Origin of the sequence: Pseudomonas sp. RC10 (genome assembly GCF_038397775.1) — a bacterium.
In the GTDB taxonomy this organism is placed as follows: domain Bacteria; phylum Pseudomonadota; class Gammaproteobacteria; order Pseudomonadales; family Pseudomonadaceae; genus Aquipseudomonas; species Aquipseudomonas bambusae.
Genome location: NZ_CP151650.1, coordinates 769,008 through 787,207 on the forward strand (window position 1 = coordinate 769,008; position 18,200 = coordinate 787,207).

The window sequence follows — 18,200 nt, forward strand, 5'->3', positions numbered from 1 at the left end:
AATTAAATCATGGCAAAACCTGCTGCTCGTCCTCGTAAAAAAGTTAAAAAGACAGTGGTTGATGGCATCGCCCACATCCATGCTTCTTTTAACAACACCATCGTGACCATCACCGACCGTCAAGGTAACGCTCTTTCCTGGGCTACCTCCGGTGGTTCGGGTTTCCGCGGTTCCCGCAAGTCCACCCCGTTCGCTGCTCAAGTAGCTGCTGAGCGTGCTGGTCAAGCTGCGCTGGAATACGGCCTGAAAAACCTCGACGTTAACGTCAAAGGTCCAGGTCCAGGTCGTGAATCTGCTGTCCGTGCTTTGAACGGCTGTGGCTACAAGATCGCCAGCATCACCGACGTGACGCCAATCCCGCACAACGGGTGCCGTCCGCCGAAGAAGCGCCGCGTGTAATCCAGGAGATTGTAAAGAATGGCTCGTTACATTGGTCCAAAATGCAAACTCGCTCGTCGCGAAGGCACCGATCTCTTCCTGAAGAGCGGCGTGCGCGCTATCGAATCGAAGTGCAACATTGAAGCAGCACCTGGTATCCACGGTCAGCGCCGCGGTCGCCAGTCCGACTACGGCACCCAGCTGCGTGAAAAGCAGAAAGTCCGTCGTATCTATGGCGTTCTCGAGCGTCAGTTCAGCGGTTACTACAAAGAAGCTGCCGGCAAGAAAGGCGCTACTGGTGAGAACCTGCTGCAACTGCTCGAATGCCGTCTGGACAACGTCGTATACCGTATGGGTTTCGGCTCCACTCGTGCCGAATCTCGTCAGCTGGTATCGCACAAGTCGGTTAGCGTAAACGGTAAAACCGTTAACGTTCCGTCCTACCAGGTTCGTGCTGGTGACGTAGTAGCTATTCGCGAAAAAGCGAAAAACCAACTGCGTATCGTCCAGGCTCTCGATCTGTGTGCCCAACGTGGCCGCGTAGAATGGGTAGAAGTAGACACTGAGAAAAAATCTGGCGTCTTCAAAAGCGTTCCAGCTCGCAGTGATCTGTCCGCCGACATCAACGAAAGCCTGATTGTCGAGCTCTACTCCAAGTAAGGGCTAGAAAATAGGTGCATCCATGCAGATTTCGGTAAATGAGTTCCTGACACCCCGTCACATTGATGTACAGGTTGTCAGTCCAACCCGCGCCAAAATCACTCTCGAGCCTCTCGAGCGTGGTTTCGGCCATACCCTGGGCAACGCGCTGCGCCGCATCCTGTTGTCCTCCATGCCCGGCTGTGCAGTAGTCGAGGCCGAGATTGACGGTGTACTTCATGAGTACAGCGCCATTGAAGGTGTACAGGAAGATGTCATTGAAATCCTGTTGAACCTTAAAGGTCTGGCTATCAAGCTGCACGGTCGAGACGAAGTTACGCTGACCTTGTCGAAGAAGGGTTCGGGGGTGGTTACCGCTGCCGATATTCAGCTGGATCATGATGTCGAGATCGTTAACCCCGATCACGTAATCGCTAACCTGGCGTCTAACGGCGCCCTGAACATGAAGCTCGTTGTAGCTCGTGGTCGCGGTTATGAACCAGCAGACTCGCGTCAGAGCGACGAAGACGAAAGCCGCAGCATTGGTCGCTTGCAGCTCGACTCTTCGTTCAGCCCGGTACGTCGTATCGCATACGTGGTGGAAAACGCCCGTGTCGAACAGCGTACCAACCTGGACAAACTGGTTATCGATCTGGAAACCAACGGTACTCTGGACCCTGAAGAGGCAATCCGTCGCGCTGCAACCATTCTGCAACAGCAGTTGGCTGCGTTCGTCGACCTCAAAGGTGACAGCGAACCTGTTGTAGTCGAACAGGAAGACGAGATCGATCCGATCCTGCTTCGTCCGGTTGACGATTTGGAACTGACCGTACGTTCGGCCAACTGCCTTAAGGCGGAGAACATTTACTACATCGGTGATCTGATCCAGCGCACTGAAGTGGAACTGTTGAAGACTCCGAACCTGGGCAAGAAATCCTTGACCGAAATCAAGGACGTTCTGGCTTCTCGTGGTCTCTCCCTCGGCATGCGCCTCGACAACTGGCCGCCTGCAAGTCTTAAGAAGGACGACAAGGCGACTGCCTGATCGTCGTAATCACCGAACGTTGTGTTTGGTAAGGAATGAACCATGCGTCATCGTAAAAGTGGACGTCACCTGAGCCGTACCAGCTCTCACCGCAAGGCCATGTTTCAAAACATGGCGGTGTCGCTGTTCGAGCACGAGCTGATCAAAACTACCCTGCCGAAAGCCAAGGAACTGCGCCGCGTTGCCGAGCCGCTGATCACTTTGGCCAAGATCGACAGCGTTGCTAACCGCCGTCTGGCTTTCGACCGTACTCGTTCGAAAGAAATCGTCGGTAAGCTGTTCAACGATCTGGGCAAGCGCTATGCGACCCGTGAGGGTGGCTATCTGCGTATCCTGAAGTGCGGTTTCCGCGCTGGCGACAATGCGCCTATGGCGTACGTCGAGCTGGTTGATCGTCCAGTCGGTGGCTCTGTAGAAGCTGCTGAGTAAGACATCAGTCTTCACAAAAAACCGGGCCTAGTGCCCGGTTTTTTGTTGCCTGTCATTTAGTTAAATACAACGCGTTATCAGTTGAGCGTGTGGTTATTGCGCTAATTCTTAGTGATAAAGAGAACTCACCTCATTTACCTGTATTTTTGGCACCAAATGTCACGTAATCGGTGATTTTCTTCAGTTTTCTGCTTCTTGAAAGGTGACCTGTCGCCAATGTTGGTCCAAACTATCGACTTTCATGAAGGAGATTCACGGCGATGCAAGGCCACCCGGACGTCATCGATTACCTCAACACGCTGCTGACCGGCGAATTGGCTGCACGCGACCAATATTTCGTCCATTCGCGGATGTATGAGGATTGGGGTTTCACCAAGCTCTACGAGCGTATCAATCATGAAATGGAAGAAGAGGCACAACACGCTGATGCGTTAATGCGCCGTATTTTGATGCTTGAAGGGACGCCGCGCATGCGGCCGGACGATCTGGACGTGGGCACCACCGTGCCTGAGATGCTCGCCAGCGATCTTCGTCTCGAATACAAGGTCCGCGCAGCATTGTGCAAAGGCATCGCGCTCTGTGAGCAGCACAAGGACTATGTGAGTCGTGACATCCTGCGTGTTCAACTGGCCGATACAGAAGAAGACCACACCTACTGGCTCGAAAAGCAGATGGGTTTGATCAAGTCCATTGGCCTGGAAAATTATCTGCAATCGCAGTTCTGATTCAGCTTAAAAAGCCCCTGTCATGCTCGCCATGACAGGGGCTTTTTCGTTTTTACGCGGTGATCAGGCTCGATCACGTTCGAGCAAAGGTTTGAGGTAATGCCCGGTGTAAGACTGTTTCATTTCCGCGACTTGCTCTGGCGTACCGGTGGCGATGATTTGCCCGCCTTTGGAGCCGCCTTCCGGTCCGAGGTCAACCAGCCAGTCCGCGGTTTTGATCACGTCCAGGTTATGCTCAATCACAACGACGGTGTTGCCGTGGTCCCGCAGGCGGTGCAAGACGTCCAACAGTTGTTGAATGTCGGCGAAGTGCAAACCTGTAGTGGGCTCGTCAAGGATGTAGAGGGTTTTGCCGGTATCTCGCTTGGACAGCTCGCGCGATAGCTTCACTCGTTGCGCCTCACCACCAGACAATGTGGTGGCCGATTGTCCGAGCTTGATATACGAGAGCCCGACATCCATCAACGTCTGCAGCTTGCGCGCCAATGCCGGAACAGCATCGAAGAACATACGCGCTTCCTCGATAGTCATTTCCAACACTTCGTGGATGCTTTTGCCCTTGTATTTGATCTCAAGGGTCTCGCGGTTATAGCGCTTGCTCTTGCACACGTCGCACGGCACGTAAATGTCTGGCAGGAAGTGCATTTCGACCTTGATCAGCCCGTCGCCCTGACAGGCTTCGCACCGGCCGCCTTTGACGTTGAACGAGAAGCGGCCCGGTCCGTAGCCCCGAGAGCGAGATTCAGGAACGCCGGAGAACAGCTCGCGAATCGGGGTGAACAGGCCCGTGTAGGTGGCAGGGTTCGAACGCGGCGTCCGGCCGATTGGGCTCTGATCGATGTCTACCACTTTGTCCAGGTGCTGAAGGCCATCGATGCTGTCGTGCGTGGCGGCCTCCAGCGTCGTCGCCCCGTTCAACGCAGTTGCGCTGAGCGGGAACAGCGTGTTGTTGATCAGCGTCGATTTGCCTGATCCGGAAACGCCCGTGACGCACGTCAGCAAGCCGATCGGGATTTCCAGATCGACATTACGCAGGTTATTCCCGCGCGCACCTTTCAGCTTGAGAGACAGCTTCTTGTTACGCGGGGTGCGCTTCGCCGGTACTTCGATCTTGACGCGACCTGACAGGTATTTACCGGTGAGCGAGTCCGGGTGGGACATGACCTCTTCTGGCGTGCCTTCTGCGACGATATTGCCGCCGTGCACGCCAGCTCCGGGTCCAATGTCCACCACATAATCCGCGAGGCGGATGGCATCTTCGTCATGCTCAACCACGATCACGGTGTTGCCGATGTCACGAAGATGACGGAGCGTGTCCAGCAGCCTGTCGTTGTCGCGTTGGTGCAGGCCAATGGAGGGTTCATCAAGGATGTACATCACCCCCACGAGGCCCGCGCCGATCTGGCTGGCAAGGCGAATACGCTGAGCTTCACCGCCCGACAGGGTGTCGGCGCTGCGGTCCAGCGTCAGGTAATCCAGGCCCACGTTCACGAGGAACTGCAACCGCTCGCGGATCTCTTTGAGAATCTTGTCCGCAATCTCGCCACGACGTCCTGTCAGCTTCAGTTCGCCAAAGTATTCAGTGGCGTCACCGATAGGCAGGTTGGTAACGGCCGGGAGCGTTTTCTCGCCCACCCAAACGTGCCGAGCCTCACGACGCAGTCGCGTCCCTCGGCAATCCGGGCAAGGTTGAGTGCTGAGGAATTTCGCCAGTTCTTCGCGCACAGTGGCTGATTCGGTTTCGCGATAGCGACGCTCAAGGTTAGGCACGATCCCTTCGAAGGGATGGGCGCGCTTGACGATGTCGCCACGGTCATTCAGGTAGCGGAAGTCGACGTTCTGGCTCCCGCTGCCGTTGAGCAGGACTTTTTGCAGATCGGCTGGCAGTTCCTTGAACGGCACTTCCAAACTGAAGCCGTAATGACTCGCTAAAGATCCGAGCATCTGGAAATAGTAAACGTTGCGTCGGTCCCAACCACGTATCGCGCCTTCGGCCAACGTGAGTTCGCTATTCACCAGTCGTTTGATGTCGAAGAACTGCTTCACACCCAGGCCATCGCAGGTCGGACAGGCGCCCGCCGGGTTGTTGAAGGAGAACAGCTTGGGTTCCAGCTCGCTGATGGCGTGTCCACAGATGGGGCAGGCAAACCGCGCGGAGAAAATCATCTCTTCGCCGGGTTCATCGTCCATCGGTGCGACCAGCGCGATGCCGTCGGCCAGTTTCAGTGCTGTTTCAAACGACTCGGCCAGACGTTGTTGCAGGTCGGCACGGACCTTGAAGCGGTCAACGACGACGTCAATGGAGTGCTTCTTCTGTTTGTCGAGTTTTGGCAGCTCGTCGAGTTCGCACAGCTTGCCGTTGACCCGTGCACGAACGAAGCCCTGAGCGCGCAGCTCTTCGAATACCGCCAAGTGCTCGCCTTTGCGCTCGCGAACAACCGGGGCGAGCAACATCAGCTTGGCGCCCTCCGGCTCCGCAAGCACCAGATCGACCATCTGACTGACGGTCTGCGCTTCGAGGGGGATATCGTGATCCGGGCAGCGTGGTGTGCCCACGCGGGCATACAGCAAGCGCAGGTAGTCGTAGATTTCGGTAATGGTGCCCACGGTCGAACGGGGGTTATGCGATGTGGACTTCTGCTCGATGGAGATCGCAGGCGACAGGCCTTCGATGGTGTCAACGTCAGGCTTTTCCATCATCGACAGGAACTGGCGCGCGTACGCCGAAAGCGACTCGACGTAGCGGCGTTGCCCTTCGGCGTACAGGGTGTCGAACGCCAGCGACGACTTGCCGGAACCAGAAAGGCCGGTAATGACGATCAGCTTGTCGCGGGGCAGGGTGAGGTCGATGTTTTTCAGGTTGTGGGTTCGTGCCCCACGAATCAGGATCTTGTCCAAGGTGGCCTCGCACGGCGGGCGTAAAACGCTGGAGTATACGGCCAAATACTGGATGGATGCACACTATTGAGCAGTCGGCCTACGTACAGGGGAAAAAGAAAATTCCCGCGATGCGCGGCAAAGCGTCGTATGTGCTGTACATCGATGGGACTGGTAGAATCGCCGCCGGTTCACATGAGGTTCTTCCATGCACGATTCTCACAGCGAGCGCATGAGTGGCAGCGAAACCCGCGCGGCGGGCGGTCTGGCGCTGGTGTTCGCGTTCCGTATGCTTGGCATGTTCATGGTGCTGCCGGTCCTGGCGACCTACGGTATGGACCTGGCAGGCGCAAGCCCGACGCTCATTGGTCTGGCGATTGGTGCATACGGCCTGACCCAAGCCGTACTGCAGATTCCATTCGGCATCATCTCCGACCGCATCGGCCGTCGCCCGGTGATTTATCTGGGGCTGGTGGTGTTTGCGCTCGGTAGCGTACTGGCTGCACAGTCCACGTCGATCTGGGGCGTTATCGCCGGGCGCGTCCTTCAAGGCGCGGGTGCGATCTCAGCCGCAGTCATGGCGCTGTTGTCCGATCTGACCCGAGAACAGCATCGCACGAAGGCGATGGCGATGATCGGGATGACGATCGGCGTGTCGTTTGCCATTGCGATGGTGGTTGGGCCGATCCTGACCAGTGCCTTTGGGCTTTCAGGTTTGTTCTTGGCGACAGGGGCCATGGCATTGATCGGTATCGTGATCGTCGCGTTTGTGGTGCCCAAATCCACCGTGACGCTGCAACACCGCGAATCTGGCCTCGCTCGTCAAGCCTTGGGCGCGACGCTCCGACACCCTGACTTGCTGCGCCTGGATTTGGGTATCTTCGCGTTACACGCGATGCTCATGTCCAGTTTCGTCGCGTTGCCGCTGGCGTTGGTCGAAAAAGCGGGCTTGCCCAAAGAACAGCACTGGTGGGTCTACCTGACCGCGTTGCTGATTTCATTCTTCGCGATGATCCCGTTCATCATCTACGGCGAGAAGAAGCGTCAGATGAAGCGTATCTTGCTCGGCGCGGTCTCCGTGCTGATGCTCACTGAACTATTCTTCTGGGAGTTCGGCAATACGCTTCGGGCGTTGGTCATCGGGACAGTGGTGTTTTTCACCGCATTTAATCTGCTGGAAGCGTCGCTGCCTTCGCTGATCAGCAAGGTCTCTCCGGCGGGCGGCAAAGGCACTGCGATGGGGATTTACTCCACCAGTCAGTTCCTCGGCTCGGCGGCGGGTGGCATCCTCGGCGGCTGGCTTTTTCAGCATGGCGGGTTGGGTGTGGTCTTCCTGGGAGGCGCGGCGCTGGCCGCCATCTGGCTCGCGTTTGCTGTTACCATGCGCGAGCCTCCGTACGTGACCAGCCTTCGCTTGCCGTTGTCGCCCGAGGCTCAACGCGACACAGGCCTTGCCGATCGCGTGTTGGCCGTACGTGGAGTAACAGATGCAGTAGTGGTAGCCGATGAGGCTGCCATCTATATCAAATTTGACAAAGAACTGTTGGATCGGGCGTCTTTCGACGAAGTGGTCAATCCAGCGTCGGAAACGGTTGAAGCCTAGGAGAACGTTATGGCCCGTGGGGTTAACAAAGTCATATTGGTCGGTACATGCGGCCAGGATCCCGAAGTTCGCTACTTGCCTAACGGTAACGCTGTGACCAACCTGAGTCTGGCGACCAGCGAGCAATGGACCGACAAGCAAACCGGTCAGAAGGTCGAAAAGACCGAATGGCATCGCGTTTCGATGTTCGGCAAGGTCGCAGAGATCGCCGGCGAGTATCTGCGTAAAGGTTCGCAGGTCTACATCGAAGGCAAACTGCAAACCCGCGAGTGGGAAAAAGACGGCATCAAGCGTTACACCACTGAAATCGTCGTGGACATGCAAGGCACCATGCAACTACTCGGCGGCCGTCCACAGGGTGATGCTCAACAAGGTCAAGGCGGTGGTGGTTATCAGAATTCCGCACCTCGTCCACAACAATCGCGTCCACAGGCTGCTCCACAACAACAGCCACAGCGCGAATCGCGTCCAGCTCCGCAGCAAGCGCCACAACCGGCTCCTGACTTCGACAGCTTTGATGACGATATTCCGTTCTGATTCATCCGAATCAAACGCAATAACGCATTAGAACGAAAGCCCCCGTACAGCTCAGCTGTCGGGGGCTTTGTTGTTTCATCGGCGAGGGCGTTTACAGCCCCAGTTCTGTCAGCCCCGGATGGTCATCCGGACGGCGTCCCAGCGGCCACAAGAACTTGCGCTCGGATTCCTTGATTGGCATGTCGTTGATGCAGGCAAAGCGGCGGTGCATCAGGCCGTCTTCGTTGAATTCCCAGTTCTCGTTGCCGTAGGAGCGGAACCAGTTGCCGGAGTCGTCGTGCCACTCGTAGGCGTAACGCACGGCAATGCGGTTGTCGGTGAAAGCCCACAGCTCTTTGATCAGACGGTAGTCCAGCTCCTTTTTCCATTTGCGGGTGAGGAAAGCTTTGGCCTCTTCGCGATTGGTCGCGAACTCGGCGCGGTTACGCCATTGGGTGTCGAGGGTGTAGGCCAACGAGACTTTTTCAGGATCGCGGCTGTTCCAGCCATCTTCGGCAAGGCGAATCTTTTGAATCGCCGATTCGCGGGTGAACGGAGGAAGCGGCGGGCGAGTTTGGGCAGTGGACATGGCAGAGCCTCCAGGCAAGTTGGATAGATCAGTGGGTGGAGCGTTCTTGAAGCTCAGGCCTCTTGGGGCAAGGCCTGTTTCAGCAACAGCTGCGCAACGTCTCTTGCGCTGTCGGCGGCGCTGTAGTCGCCCATGACGCGGGCCATGGTGATGGCGCCTTCCATCAGTATCAGCAACTGTCGGGCGAGTGCTGACGGTTGCTCGATGTTCAATTGCTCGGTCAGTTCTAGCGTGTAATCCAGCAATTTCTGTTTGTGCAGCTTGGCAATCAGGCGAATGGGGTCGTTTGGGTCACCGATTTCCCCTGCCGTATTGATGAACGCGCAGCCGTGGAACCCTTTCGATTCAAACCAGCCTTTGAGCACGTTGAACATGTTCAGGATGCGCGCCTGCGGGGTGTCCGCCTTGTCCGATTCGGTTCTGAACCATTGCATCCAGCGCACATCGCGGGCATTGAGCGCCGCGGCGGCGACCTCGTCTTTGGTCGCGAAATAACGGTAGATGCTTTTACGGGCGACGCCGGAAGTCTTCACCAGAAGATCCATGCCCATAGCGTGAATCCCGTTCTGATAGATGAGCTGCTCGGCGGTCGCGAGAATCTTGTCGCGTGTGTCGGTGGTCGTCGTATTCATGGGATTTAAGGTAGAACGATCGTTCTCCATCGTCAAGCGCGTTTATGAAAAGGACGTTTTCCGTTGGTCGGGCGAAGCTCAAAGCGGATGAAGGTTGCCGACCGCGCCGAACTTGCGTGGCGAATTTCGATCAGTTTCTGTGGGCCTTGATTTCGCCGTCCCTCATGACCGAAGGAGTGACCTGCGTTTTGTCGAATTTCAAATCTGTCCTGCTGCTGTGTCTAACGCTTTGTCTCGGCAGCCTCAACGCGCACGCAGCCAGTGCGCCTCCCACGAGCACCGCCCAGTCAACCGCGCCAGCCGATGCGGCACCAGCAGCCGAACCTCCTAAACCAGAGATCCTGGTAAAGGGCGGATTGCTCGGCGTCATCAGCACCAGTATCGACAGCGTCCAGGACAAGCTGGACCTGGACGGCCATTTGCTCGACTCCTGGCGTTTGCGTGCCGACCGTGCGGCTGATGAGCTGGGGGCGCTGGTTAACAAGCCGTCTTCCCGCTCGCCTTGGGCAATTGCGGGAGACTTCTTGATCCTGTCGGTGGTCTGGATCGGCGCGTTCCTGATCTTGAACCGAATCGGCACGTTCATCGTCAATCGCGTGTCGCGGCATCGGCTGCTGACCCGGCGAGAGCGTGTGCAAGGCGTGCTGAGTTACGTGCTGCCCTTCACGATTCCGGCTCTGATCTCTCTGCCGCTGACGCTGTACGTGAGTCATTTCATGCAACTGTCGATTGGCCGGGCGCTGGCACTGTGTCTGGCGTATTCGACGAGCAGCGGCATTTTCTCCACGTCGGTGCTGATGTCGGTGATCGTGCTCTTCAACTCGGGCCACAAGCGGCCGGCGGTTCGCATCATTCGTCACTACGCGCCGCATCCGCTGTTCATCATCGGGTTCTTCGCGGCCTTGAGTGACGCGCTGACCAGCCCGCAGATCTCCCGCCAGATCGGCGGTAACGTCACCACCAGCGTCGCAGCGTTTACTGGGCTGATGGCGTCGATCATGTTTTGCATTGTGGTGATTCGCATGCGCCGCCCCGTGGCCCATCTGATCCGCAACCGTCCATTGAGTGCACGGCTGTCGCGACCGGCGTTGCAGCAAACGTTGAAAATTTTTTCGAGCCTATGGCACCTGCCTATTTTGCTGATGATTCTGGTCTCGGGCGTCAACCTGATCGGCGCGGGCGAGGACAGCCAGGAAGCCCTGCGTTGCGCCTTGCTCACGACCGTTTTGCTAATCGGCACGGTGTTTCTCAGCACGTTGTTCCAACACATGTTCAAGCCCGCGGAGGAGCGCAGCTCAAGGGTTTACAAGGAGCGTTTGCTGAGCTTGTTGCACGCTGTACTGCGCATTGCGCTGGCGATTGGGTTCATTGAATTGTTGGGCCGGATTTGGGGTTTTTCGCTGTTCGAATTCGCGCAACGGAACGCGCTGGGCAAAGTAATCAGTGATTCCCTCAGCAGCATCGGGCTGATCTTTCTGGTGACCTGGCTGCTGTGGGTGGTGATGGACACTGCGATTCAGGAAGCCCTCAAGCCGCCGACCAGCACGCGCTCGTCCCGTCAGCCGAGTACGCGGGTCAAGACGATCCTGCCGCTGCTGCGCAACGCGATCAAAATCATTCTGGTGGTGATCTGCACGATCACGACCATGGCGAACCTCGGGATCAACGTCGCGCCGCTGCTCGCGGGTGCCGGGGTGGTCGGTCTGGCCATTGGTTTCGGTTCGCAGCAACTGGTGCAGGACGTGATCACCGGCCTGTTCATCATCATCGAGGACACCATTTCCATCGGCGACTGGGTGGTGCTGGATTCCGGCCACGCGGGCACCGTAGAGAGCCTGACCATCCGCACCCTGCGTTTGCGCGACGGCAAGGGGTTCGTGCATTCGGTGCCGTTCGGACAGATCAAAGCAGTGACCAACCAGTCTCGCCAGTTCGCTTACGCGTTCTTCTCGTTCCAGTTCACCTACGATTCGGATGTGGATTCCGCAACCTCGCTGATTCGCGAAGCCGGGCAGGCAATCACCGATGACTTCTTGCTCGCCAGCAAGCTGCAAGGGCCGCTGGAAGTGTTCGGGCTGGATCGCATGGACATGAACGGGATCGTCATCACGGCGCAGTTCCGCACGTCGTCGGGCGGGCAGTATGCGGTCAGTCGCGCGTTCAACGACAAACTCAAGCGCCTTGTGGATAAGTCCACGGATGTGCGATTCGCGCAAACTTATCCACAACTGGTGATGAGCCCGCACAACGGCCAGTATTCGCAGATGGAGGACGGTGACGAGCAGCAAGCGTTGCCGGGCAAGACGACGATTGTGAATAAAGACGGGTCAGAGAGCCCGGTTTGATCGCTGTATCCGAATGGTGCACCGATCATTGTAGGAGTGAGCTTGCTCGCGATTAGGGTGTTTCAGGCACTCATTCAGCGTTTGAGACGATGCCTTCGCGAGCAAGCTCACTCCTACAGTTTCCGGGTCGAGTTCATCTGAACAATCGATCCCGCACCTGCAGCATCATTGCTTCGTCCAGCTCGCCCCAATACTGCGGCTTGCCCGCCACGACCGCCGCGATGGGAACCCCGTCGCGGTAGACCAGCCGGTTGCCGACCACTGCCGCGACTTTCGACCCTGGCAACAGCGTGCCCGCCAGGTTCAGCGGGTCGACGCCGCTGACCCCGATCAAACTGCCATCCAGTGGGCGTTTGCGGACCTCCCGCAGCAGGGGAATCGCTTCGGGCAGCGCGAATTGCTCGCCCGCTAATCCGGCGATGAAGCGGCCGCCTCGAATGTCCCCTCTCGCTTCCAGCCGGTGGAAGGTCCGCAGCAGTTCGCGCCAGCTTGGCAGCCAATCGGCCTCTCGTTCCAACAGACGCCAGAAGACCACGCCATAGCGACGCAGCAGGGTCATGGCGATGTGTTCAAGGGTTTCGCTGTCCAGGCGTTGTGAAGCATTGGCAGGCGCCCGGCGCAGTAAAGCCCAGCGCCCGGCATCGTCCATCCCGCCAATGAACGCCCCGCGATTTCGTCGGCTGGTGTGCGCCGCGCGCTTGCTGGCGGGGGTGATCAGGGCGCGCAACCCGGCAAAGCTGTCGGCGTTAACCAACCCTGCACCGACCAATTCCTGTAGCGCGTTTTCCAGTTCAGTGCGCAGCAAGTGCGCCTCGATCATCAGTTCATCGAAAAACATCGCGCCTTGAGTCGATAGCACTTCGTGAACCCGTTGTGCCCGCAGCGACAGTTCGGTGGGCGCAGGTTGTTCGGTGAGACCGCTCCACAGCCGAACCTGTGGGCGCGGCAGCAACACGATCGGCGTGCTGCGCAACGCAGCGGCGCCAACCTTGTTGCGACTCGTCAGACGCATCCATACCACCTTACCGGACCGGCACAGGTCATCCAGCCAACTCTGGGAATAATCCTTCAGTCGTGCGGGAAGAATATCGCTGTCCCAAGCGCCAGCCGCCGCTGAAAACCCTTCGAGCTGATCGACCACCTCTGGTAGCGCGGCTTTGCCCTGGCTCTGGGTGGAGGTGGACAAGTGCTGCCAGTCGAACAGAAAACGCATGAAATCCTGCAGCGACACCGGTTCGATTTCTCGGCGCAGGCGCTTGACCGTGTAGCGATGGATGCGCGACAGCAAGTGCCGTTCGCACCACTGTTCGTCGCGGGCCCCGGGGCTGAAGCGACCGCGAAGGACGTACCCTTCGTTTTCCAGTTGCGCCAGCGCGTGGGCGACGTCAGCCTCGGGCAGCGCGAGCGGTTCAGCGATGGTGGATAAGCTCATTGGGCCGAACCCACTGAGCCGTGCGCGAACGACCTCGACTTTCGCGTCGTCCTCATTCCACGGCTCGTCGAACCCCGTCAGCGCTGCCAATGGCGGGTGCATCTCTGCGGTGGGGTAAACCGTTTGCAGGCAGGTGAGGCGTTCTAACGCAATCCACAACGCTTGCTCTGGCGTGACCTGCAAACGGGTGGCGCGACCCGAGCGAGCAAGGCTTTCCAGCCACTTCATCCAGTCTTTCTGATCCCGGGCTTCGGGGCCGCTGACACAGCCCAAGGTCATCAACGCTTCGTGCATTTCGTCGACGTTTTGCGGCTGCGGCCAAGCCTCTTCGGCCACCGCGACGATGGCGTCAGCGTCGAGCGCGCCAAGGTCATCGGCGGATTCCGGGTCGCTCCAGCGCCGATTCAACACGGCTTGGGTGCGGCGCTCTTCAAGGGGCGCGTCGTCAAGAAATGTGTAGGGCTTGGCGTTGAGAATCTCCGCAGCCAGCGGGGAGGGCGCAGGCAGGTCGCGGGCGATCAGGCGCACGTCGCCTGTTTCCATGCGGCGGAGCAGATTCAGCCAGCCTTCGGCGTCCATGGCTTCGTGCAGGCAGTCGTCCAGCGTTTGCTCGACCAATGGGTGTTCCGGGACGTCCCGCTCGCCGACGAGGTTTTCCAGGCAGGCAATCTGATCTGGAAACACCGTAGCGATGAGGTCTTCGCTCTTCATGCGTTGCAGTTGCGGCGCGACTTTTCGACCGCCCGCGTAACGAGGCAGCGCCAGTGCCACTCCCGCATTCCAGCGCCAACGCACGCCGAACAACGGGGCATCGAGCACGGCCTGTACCAGGATGTGCTCGGCGCTGTTGGAATGCAGGTAGCGCCAGACTTCGTCGAGCGCAAAGCTGTGGCTGGTCGAGAGCGACAGCACGATAGCGTCTTCGCTGGCGGCGGCCTGTAATTCGAAATTGAAGGTGCGGCAGAAACGCTTGCGCAGCGCCAATCCCCACGCACGGTTCATGCGGCTGCCGAATGGGGTATGAATGACCAATTGCGTGCCGCCGGATTCGTCGAAGAAACGCTCCATTATCAGCGTGTCTTGCGACGGCAATGCGCCCAACGCCGCGTGCGCTCGCGCCAGGTACTCGACCAGTTGTTCGGCACTGTCCGCGCCGAGGCCCAACGTGTTCATCAGCCAGTCGATGCATGGCCTGAGCTGGCCGGGGTGTTCGCTGAGCCGCTGATCAATGTCAGCCTGCAAGCGGGCCACGGCAAACGACAGCTCATCGCTGCGTCCCGGCGCTTCGCCCAGCCAGAACGGGATGTTCGGCGGCACCCCTTGCGCGTCCTCGACCCGCACGCGGCCGGACTCGATGCGCAGAATGCGATACGACGTGTTGCCCAGCTGGAAAATATCGCCCGCGATGCTCTCGACCGCGAAGTCCTCGTTGACCGTGCCGATGTTCAGCGCCTGGGGTTCGAGGATCACGCTGTAGTCGGCGTTGTCCGGAATCGTCCCGCCGCTGGTGACGGCCGTGAGCTTGCTGCCCCGTCGTCCGCGCAGGGTGTGGGTCACCGCGTCGCGATGCAGATACGCGGCCCGCACGCCCTGACGCCCGCTGTAGCCTTCGGCGAGCATGCTCAGCAGCGCTTGATAGTGCCGCTCATCGACGTCGGCGTAGGGTGATGCCTTGCGAAACATCGCGAGCAGCGCCTGCTCTTCCCATTCCTGGCAACTGACCTCGGCGATGATCTGCTGCGCCAGCACGTCCAGCGGCGCGCGGGGAATCTGCAAGGTGTCGAGTTCGCCGCGACGTACGCAATCCAGCAACGCGGCGCATTCGATCAGGTCGTCGCGGGAAATGGCGAACAGACGGCCTTTCGGCGTACCGCCCACATGGTGACCGGAGCGGCCAACGCGTTGCAGGAACGCCGCAATAGAGCGGGGCGAGCTGATCTGACACACCAGGTCGACGTCGCCAATGTCGATGCCCAACTCCAGCGAGGCCGTGGCGATCAGCACTTGCAGGTCGCCGCGCTTGAGCCGCTGTTCGGCATCCAGACGCTGCTCTTTGGCCAGGCTGCCGTGGTGCGCGGCCACGGCCTCTTTGCCAAGACGCTCGCTCAAATGGCGAGCCATGCGCTCGGCCAGCCGTCTGGTGTTTACGAATATCAGCGTGGTGCGGTGTTCGCGAGCGAGTTCCGCGAGGCGGTCATACACCAGTTGCCAGACGTCGTTGGCCATGACGGCGGTCAGCGGCACCGGCGGCACTTCAATTGCCAGGTCACGGGGGCGGGCGTGGCCGATATCGACGATGGCACACGGCCGACTGATCGGGTCGCTGCCCACCAGAAAACGCGACACGCGCTCGATGGGCTTTTGCGTGGCAGACAGCCCGATGCGCAGCAATGGTTTTTCGCACAGCGCCTGCAAACGCTCCAGGCTTAACGCCAGATGGCTGCCGCGTTTGCTGGCGGCGATGGCGTGGATTTCATCGACGATCACCGTTTGCGTGTTCGACAGCATGCGGCGGCCCGAATCGGAACCCAGCAACACGTACAGTGATTCCGGTGTGGTCACCAGAATGTGCGGCGCGGTCTTGCGCATCGCGTTGCGTTCTTTTTGCTGCGTGTCCCCGGTGCGCACGGCGGTGCGGATGCGCAACTCTGGCAGCCCTTGCTGTTTCAGTTGTTCGGTGATGCCCGACAGCGGGTTTTGCAGGTTGATCTGAATGTCGTTGGACAGGGCTTTCAGGGGCGAAACGTAGACCACGAAGGTCTGATCCGGCAGCTGGCCGCCCATCTCCAAGCCCTGATGCACCAGATCGTCGATCACCGCGAGAAAGGCAGTGAGGGTTTTGCCTGAACCGGTGGGCGCGGCGATCAGAGTCGATTGGCGCCGCTTGATCAGCGGCCACGCCTGAGCCTGCGCTGCGGTCACGGCGGGAAATGTCTGGCTGAACCACGCGCTGACCGCCGGGTGAAAGGCGTCGAGCACCGGATCGAGAGTCTGGGGAAGATTCATGCATGAATTTATGCGGGCGCAGGCGAGCAGATGCAAGGGCCGGTGATCGGTGAGGTCGGCGGAGCACGGGTTGGGACTTACCCGCCCAACGTGTTATGTTTGCGACCGTTTTTTCACCTATCTTTCTAACTTGAATTCCAAGACCGAGCCTGCTGACTCTATGCGAATGCGCCTTATGCTGTTGGGCGGCGGGAATGCCCTTGGGCAGGCGTTGATTCGTCTGGGTGCCGAGGAGGACATTGGCTTCCTCGCACCGCGTCCACCGCAAGACGGTTGGGACGCGGCAAGCCTGACGCAACTGCTCGATGACACCCGCCCGGATGCCTTGATCAATCTTGCCTATTACTTCGACTGGTTTCAGGCGCAGAGCGTGAGTGCGGAGAGGCTGGACACCCAGGAACGCTCCGTCGAGCGTCTGGCTGAGCTGTGCCAACATCACAACATCGTGCTGGTTCAACCTTCCAGCTACCGGGTGTTCGATGGCTCGCGGGCGACCGCCTACAGCGAGAAAGACGAACCCGTGCCGTTGGGCTCTCGTGGCCAGGCGCTGTGGCGGATAGAACAGAGCGTGCGCGCGACCTGCCCACAACATGTGCTGGTGCGTTTCGGCTGGTTGCTCGATGACAGCGCCGAGGGCGTGCTTGGGCGGTTTTTGAGCCTTGCTGAAACCCCTGATGAATTGCTGCTCGCCGATGATCGCCGTGGCAATCCGACACCGGTCGATGACGCGGCGCGAGTGATCATTTCAGTGCTGAAACAGCTGGATTGCGCGGCACCGCTGTGGGGCACCTATCACTACGCCGGTCACGAGGCGACCACGCCGCTGGCGTTGGGGCAGGCGATTCTCACCGAAGCCCGGTTAATGAAGCCGCTGGCCATCGAAGCACCGACCGCCCAGGCCCACGCCGCCAGCCCGGATGCCGCCGAAGAGCCGCAGAACGCGGTGCTGGCGTGCAAGAAAATCCTTCACACCTTTGGTATCAAGCCCCGCGCATGGCGTGCCGGTTTGCCCAGCTTATTGGACCGCTACTACCGTCATGTCTGATGCTCCTGTCCTCATCACCGGCGGCGCCGGTTTCATCGGTTCGCACCTGGTCGATGCCCTGCTCGCCAAGGGTTACGCCGTGCGCGTGCTCGACGATTTGTCAGCCGGTAAACGCAGCAATCTGCCGCTGGACAACCCACGGGTCGAACTGATCGAGGGCGATGTCGCCGATGCCGCCCTGGTGGCGCGCGCGGCGATGGGTTGCCAAGCGGTTGCGCATCTGGCGGCCGTGGCGTCGGTGCAGGCGTCGGTGGACGATCCGGTCCGGACGCATCAGAGCAATTTCATCGGCACGTTGAACGTCTGTGAGGCCATGCGTCAGGCGGGCATCAAGCGTGTGGTGTTCGCGTCCAGCGCGGCGGTGTATGGCAACAACGGCGAAGGCGAGGCGATTACCGAAGACACGGCGAAAGCCCCTTTGACCCCTTACGCGTCCGACAAACTGGCCAGCGAGTACTACTTCGACTTCTACCGTCGCCAGCACGGTCTGGAGCCAGTGGTGTTTCGCTTTTTCAACATCTTCGGGCCGCGTCAGGACCCGTCGTCGCCGTATTCGGGTGTGATCAGCATCTTCGCCGAGCGCGCCGTGAAGGGCCTGCCAATTTCAGTGTTTGGCGATGGCGAGCAGACCCGGGATTTTTTCTACGTCGAAGACTTGGTCGATCTCGTGGTGCAAGGGTTCGAATTGCCGGTGGTGGGCGAGGGTGCGGTCAACGTGGGGCTGAATGCCACGACGTCGCTGAACGAGCTGCTGGCGGCTTTCGGCGAAGTGGTAGGCAGTTTGCCGCCCGTGACCTATTTGCCTGCGCGCTCGGGGGACATCAAGCACTCCCGCGCTGACAATCAGCGTTTGCTCGAACGCTTCAACGTGCCTGAGCCGACGCCGCTGAATGTCGGGCTGGCGCGGTTGTTGGGGCGCTGAATCGCAGACAGCAAAAA

14 protein-coding genes are annotated in these 18,200 nt (G+C 59.2%); 10 read left to right on the forward strand and 4 right to left on the reverse strand.

The annotated features are described in order from the left end of the window. Positions 1-9 precede the first annotated feature (9 nt). The 5 genes from rpsK (at position 10) to bfr (ending at position 3,216) form a co-directional block, all read left to right on the forward strand. A complete protein-coding gene (gene rpsK, locus AAEO81_RS03505) occupies positions 10-399 on the forward strand; it encodes a 30S ribosomal protein S11 (protein ID WP_002555466.1) in 390 nt (129 codons plus the stop codon). A gap of 18 nt (positions 400-417) precedes the next feature. Beyond that, complete coding sequence (rpsD, locus tag AAEO81_RS03510) at positions 418-1,038, forward strand: 30S ribosomal protein S4 (RefSeq protein ID WP_037017742.1); 621 nt, start codon at positions 418-420, stop codon at positions 1,036-1,038. Between the two features lie 22 nt (positions 1,039-1,060). After that, the gene (rpoA, locus tag AAEO81_RS03515; RefSeq protein WP_007970428.1) at positions 1,061-2,062 is read left to right on the forward strand and encodes a DNA-directed RNA polymerase subunit alpha; all 1,002 of its coding nucleotides are present in this window, start codon (positions 1,061-1,063) and stop codon (positions 2,060-2,062) included. 42 nt (positions 2,063-2,104) lie between these two features. Beyond that, the gene (rplQ, locus tag AAEO81_RS03520; protein WP_166598553.1) at positions 2,105-2,491 is read left to right on the forward strand and encodes a 50S ribosomal protein L17; all 387 of its coding nucleotides are present in this window, start codon (positions 2,105-2,107) and stop codon (positions 2,489-2,491) included. Between the two features lie 260 nt (positions 2,492-2,751). Further along, positions 2,752-3,216, forward strand: a complete 465-nt coding sequence (gene bfr / locus AAEO81_RS03525) for a bacterioferritin (RefSeq protein WP_166598552.1) — start codon at positions 2,752-2,754, stop codon at positions 3,214-3,216. Positions 3,217-3,279: 63 nt separating this feature from the next. Here the strand turns inward: bfr and uvrA are convergent, their stop codons facing one another. Further along, on the reverse strand, positions 3,280-6,114 hold the full coding sequence (gene uvrA, locus AAEO81_RS03530; RefSeq protein ID WP_341961653.1) for an excinuclease ABC subunit UvrA: 2,835 nt from the start codon (positions 6,112-6,114) through the stop codon (positions 3,280-3,282). A 187-nt stretch (positions 6,115-6,301) separates the two neighbouring features. Here uvrA and AAEO81_RS03535 point away from each other — a divergent pair, with 187 nt between their 5' ends. Together AAEO81_RS03535 and AAEO81_RS03540 are read left to right on the forward strand one after the other, a co-directional pair. Continuing rightward, the gene (locus AAEO81_RS03535; RefSeq protein ID WP_166598550.1) at positions 6,302-7,696 is read left to right on the forward strand and encodes an MFS transporter; all 1,395 of its coding nucleotides are present in this window, start codon (positions 6,302-6,304) and stop codon (positions 7,694-7,696) included. A gap of 9 nt (positions 7,697-7,705) precedes the next feature. Beyond that, positions 7,706-8,233 carry a single-stranded DNA-binding protein gene (locus AAEO81_RS03540; RefSeq protein WP_166598549.1) on the forward strand — a complete coding sequence of 176 codons (528 nt, stop codon included), beginning with the start codon at positions 7,706-7,708 and terminating at the stop codon, positions 8,231-8,233. Positions 8,234-8,324: 91 nt separating this feature from the next. Here the strand turns inward: AAEO81_RS03540 and AAEO81_RS03545 are convergent, their stop codons facing one another. Together AAEO81_RS03545 and AAEO81_RS03550 are read right to left on the reverse strand one after the other, a co-directional pair. Further along, the gene (locus AAEO81_RS03545; RefSeq protein WP_341961655.1) at positions 8,325-8,801 is read right to left on the reverse strand and encodes a nuclear transport factor 2 family protein; all 477 of its coding nucleotides are present in this window, start codon (positions 8,799-8,801) and stop codon (positions 8,325-8,327) included. Between the two features lie 53 nt (positions 8,802-8,854). Continuing rightward, positions 8,855-9,433, reverse strand: coding sequence for a TetR family transcriptional regulator (locus AAEO81_RS03550; protein WP_341961657.1), 579 nt, complete (start codon positions 9,431-9,433; stop codon positions 8,855-8,857). Between the two features lie 188 nt (positions 9,434-9,621). Between AAEO81_RS03550 and AAEO81_RS03555 the strand changes: the two genes are divergently transcribed. After that, on the forward strand, positions 9,622-11,778 hold the full coding sequence (locus tag AAEO81_RS03555; protein ID WP_341961658.1) for a mechanosensitive ion channel family protein: 2,157 nt from the start codon (positions 9,622-9,624) through the stop codon (positions 11,776-11,778). A gap of 133 nt (positions 11,779-11,911) precedes the next feature. On the opposite strand, the gene AAEO81_RS03560 is transcribed toward AAEO81_RS03555, so the two are convergent. Beyond that, positions 11,912-16,216 carry a DEAD/DEAH box helicase gene (locus tag AAEO81_RS03560; RefSeq protein ID WP_341961659.1) on the reverse strand — a complete coding sequence of 1,435 codons (4,305 nt, stop codon included), beginning with the start codon at positions 16,214-16,216 and terminating at the stop codon, positions 11,912-11,914. Between the two features lie 160 nt (positions 16,217-16,376). Here AAEO81_RS03560 and AAEO81_RS03565 point away from each other — a divergent pair, with 160 nt between their 5' ends. Both AAEO81_RS03565 and AAEO81_RS03570 read left to right on the forward strand, forming a co-directional pair. Then, positions 16,377-17,261 (forward strand): sugar nucleotide-binding protein, encoded by an 885-nt coding sequence (locus AAEO81_RS03565; protein ID WP_341961661.1) that lies wholly within the window; start codon positions 16,377-16,379, stop codon positions 17,259-17,261. Continuing rightward, on the forward strand, positions 17,254-18,183 hold the full coding sequence (locus AAEO81_RS03570; RefSeq protein WP_341961663.1) for an NAD-dependent epimerase/dehydratase family protein: 930 nt from the start codon (positions 17,254-17,256) through the stop codon (positions 18,181-18,183). Before AAEO81_RS03565 ends, AAEO81_RS03570 begins: the two co-directional genes overlap by 8 nt. Positions 18,184-18,200 lie beyond the last annotated feature (17 nt).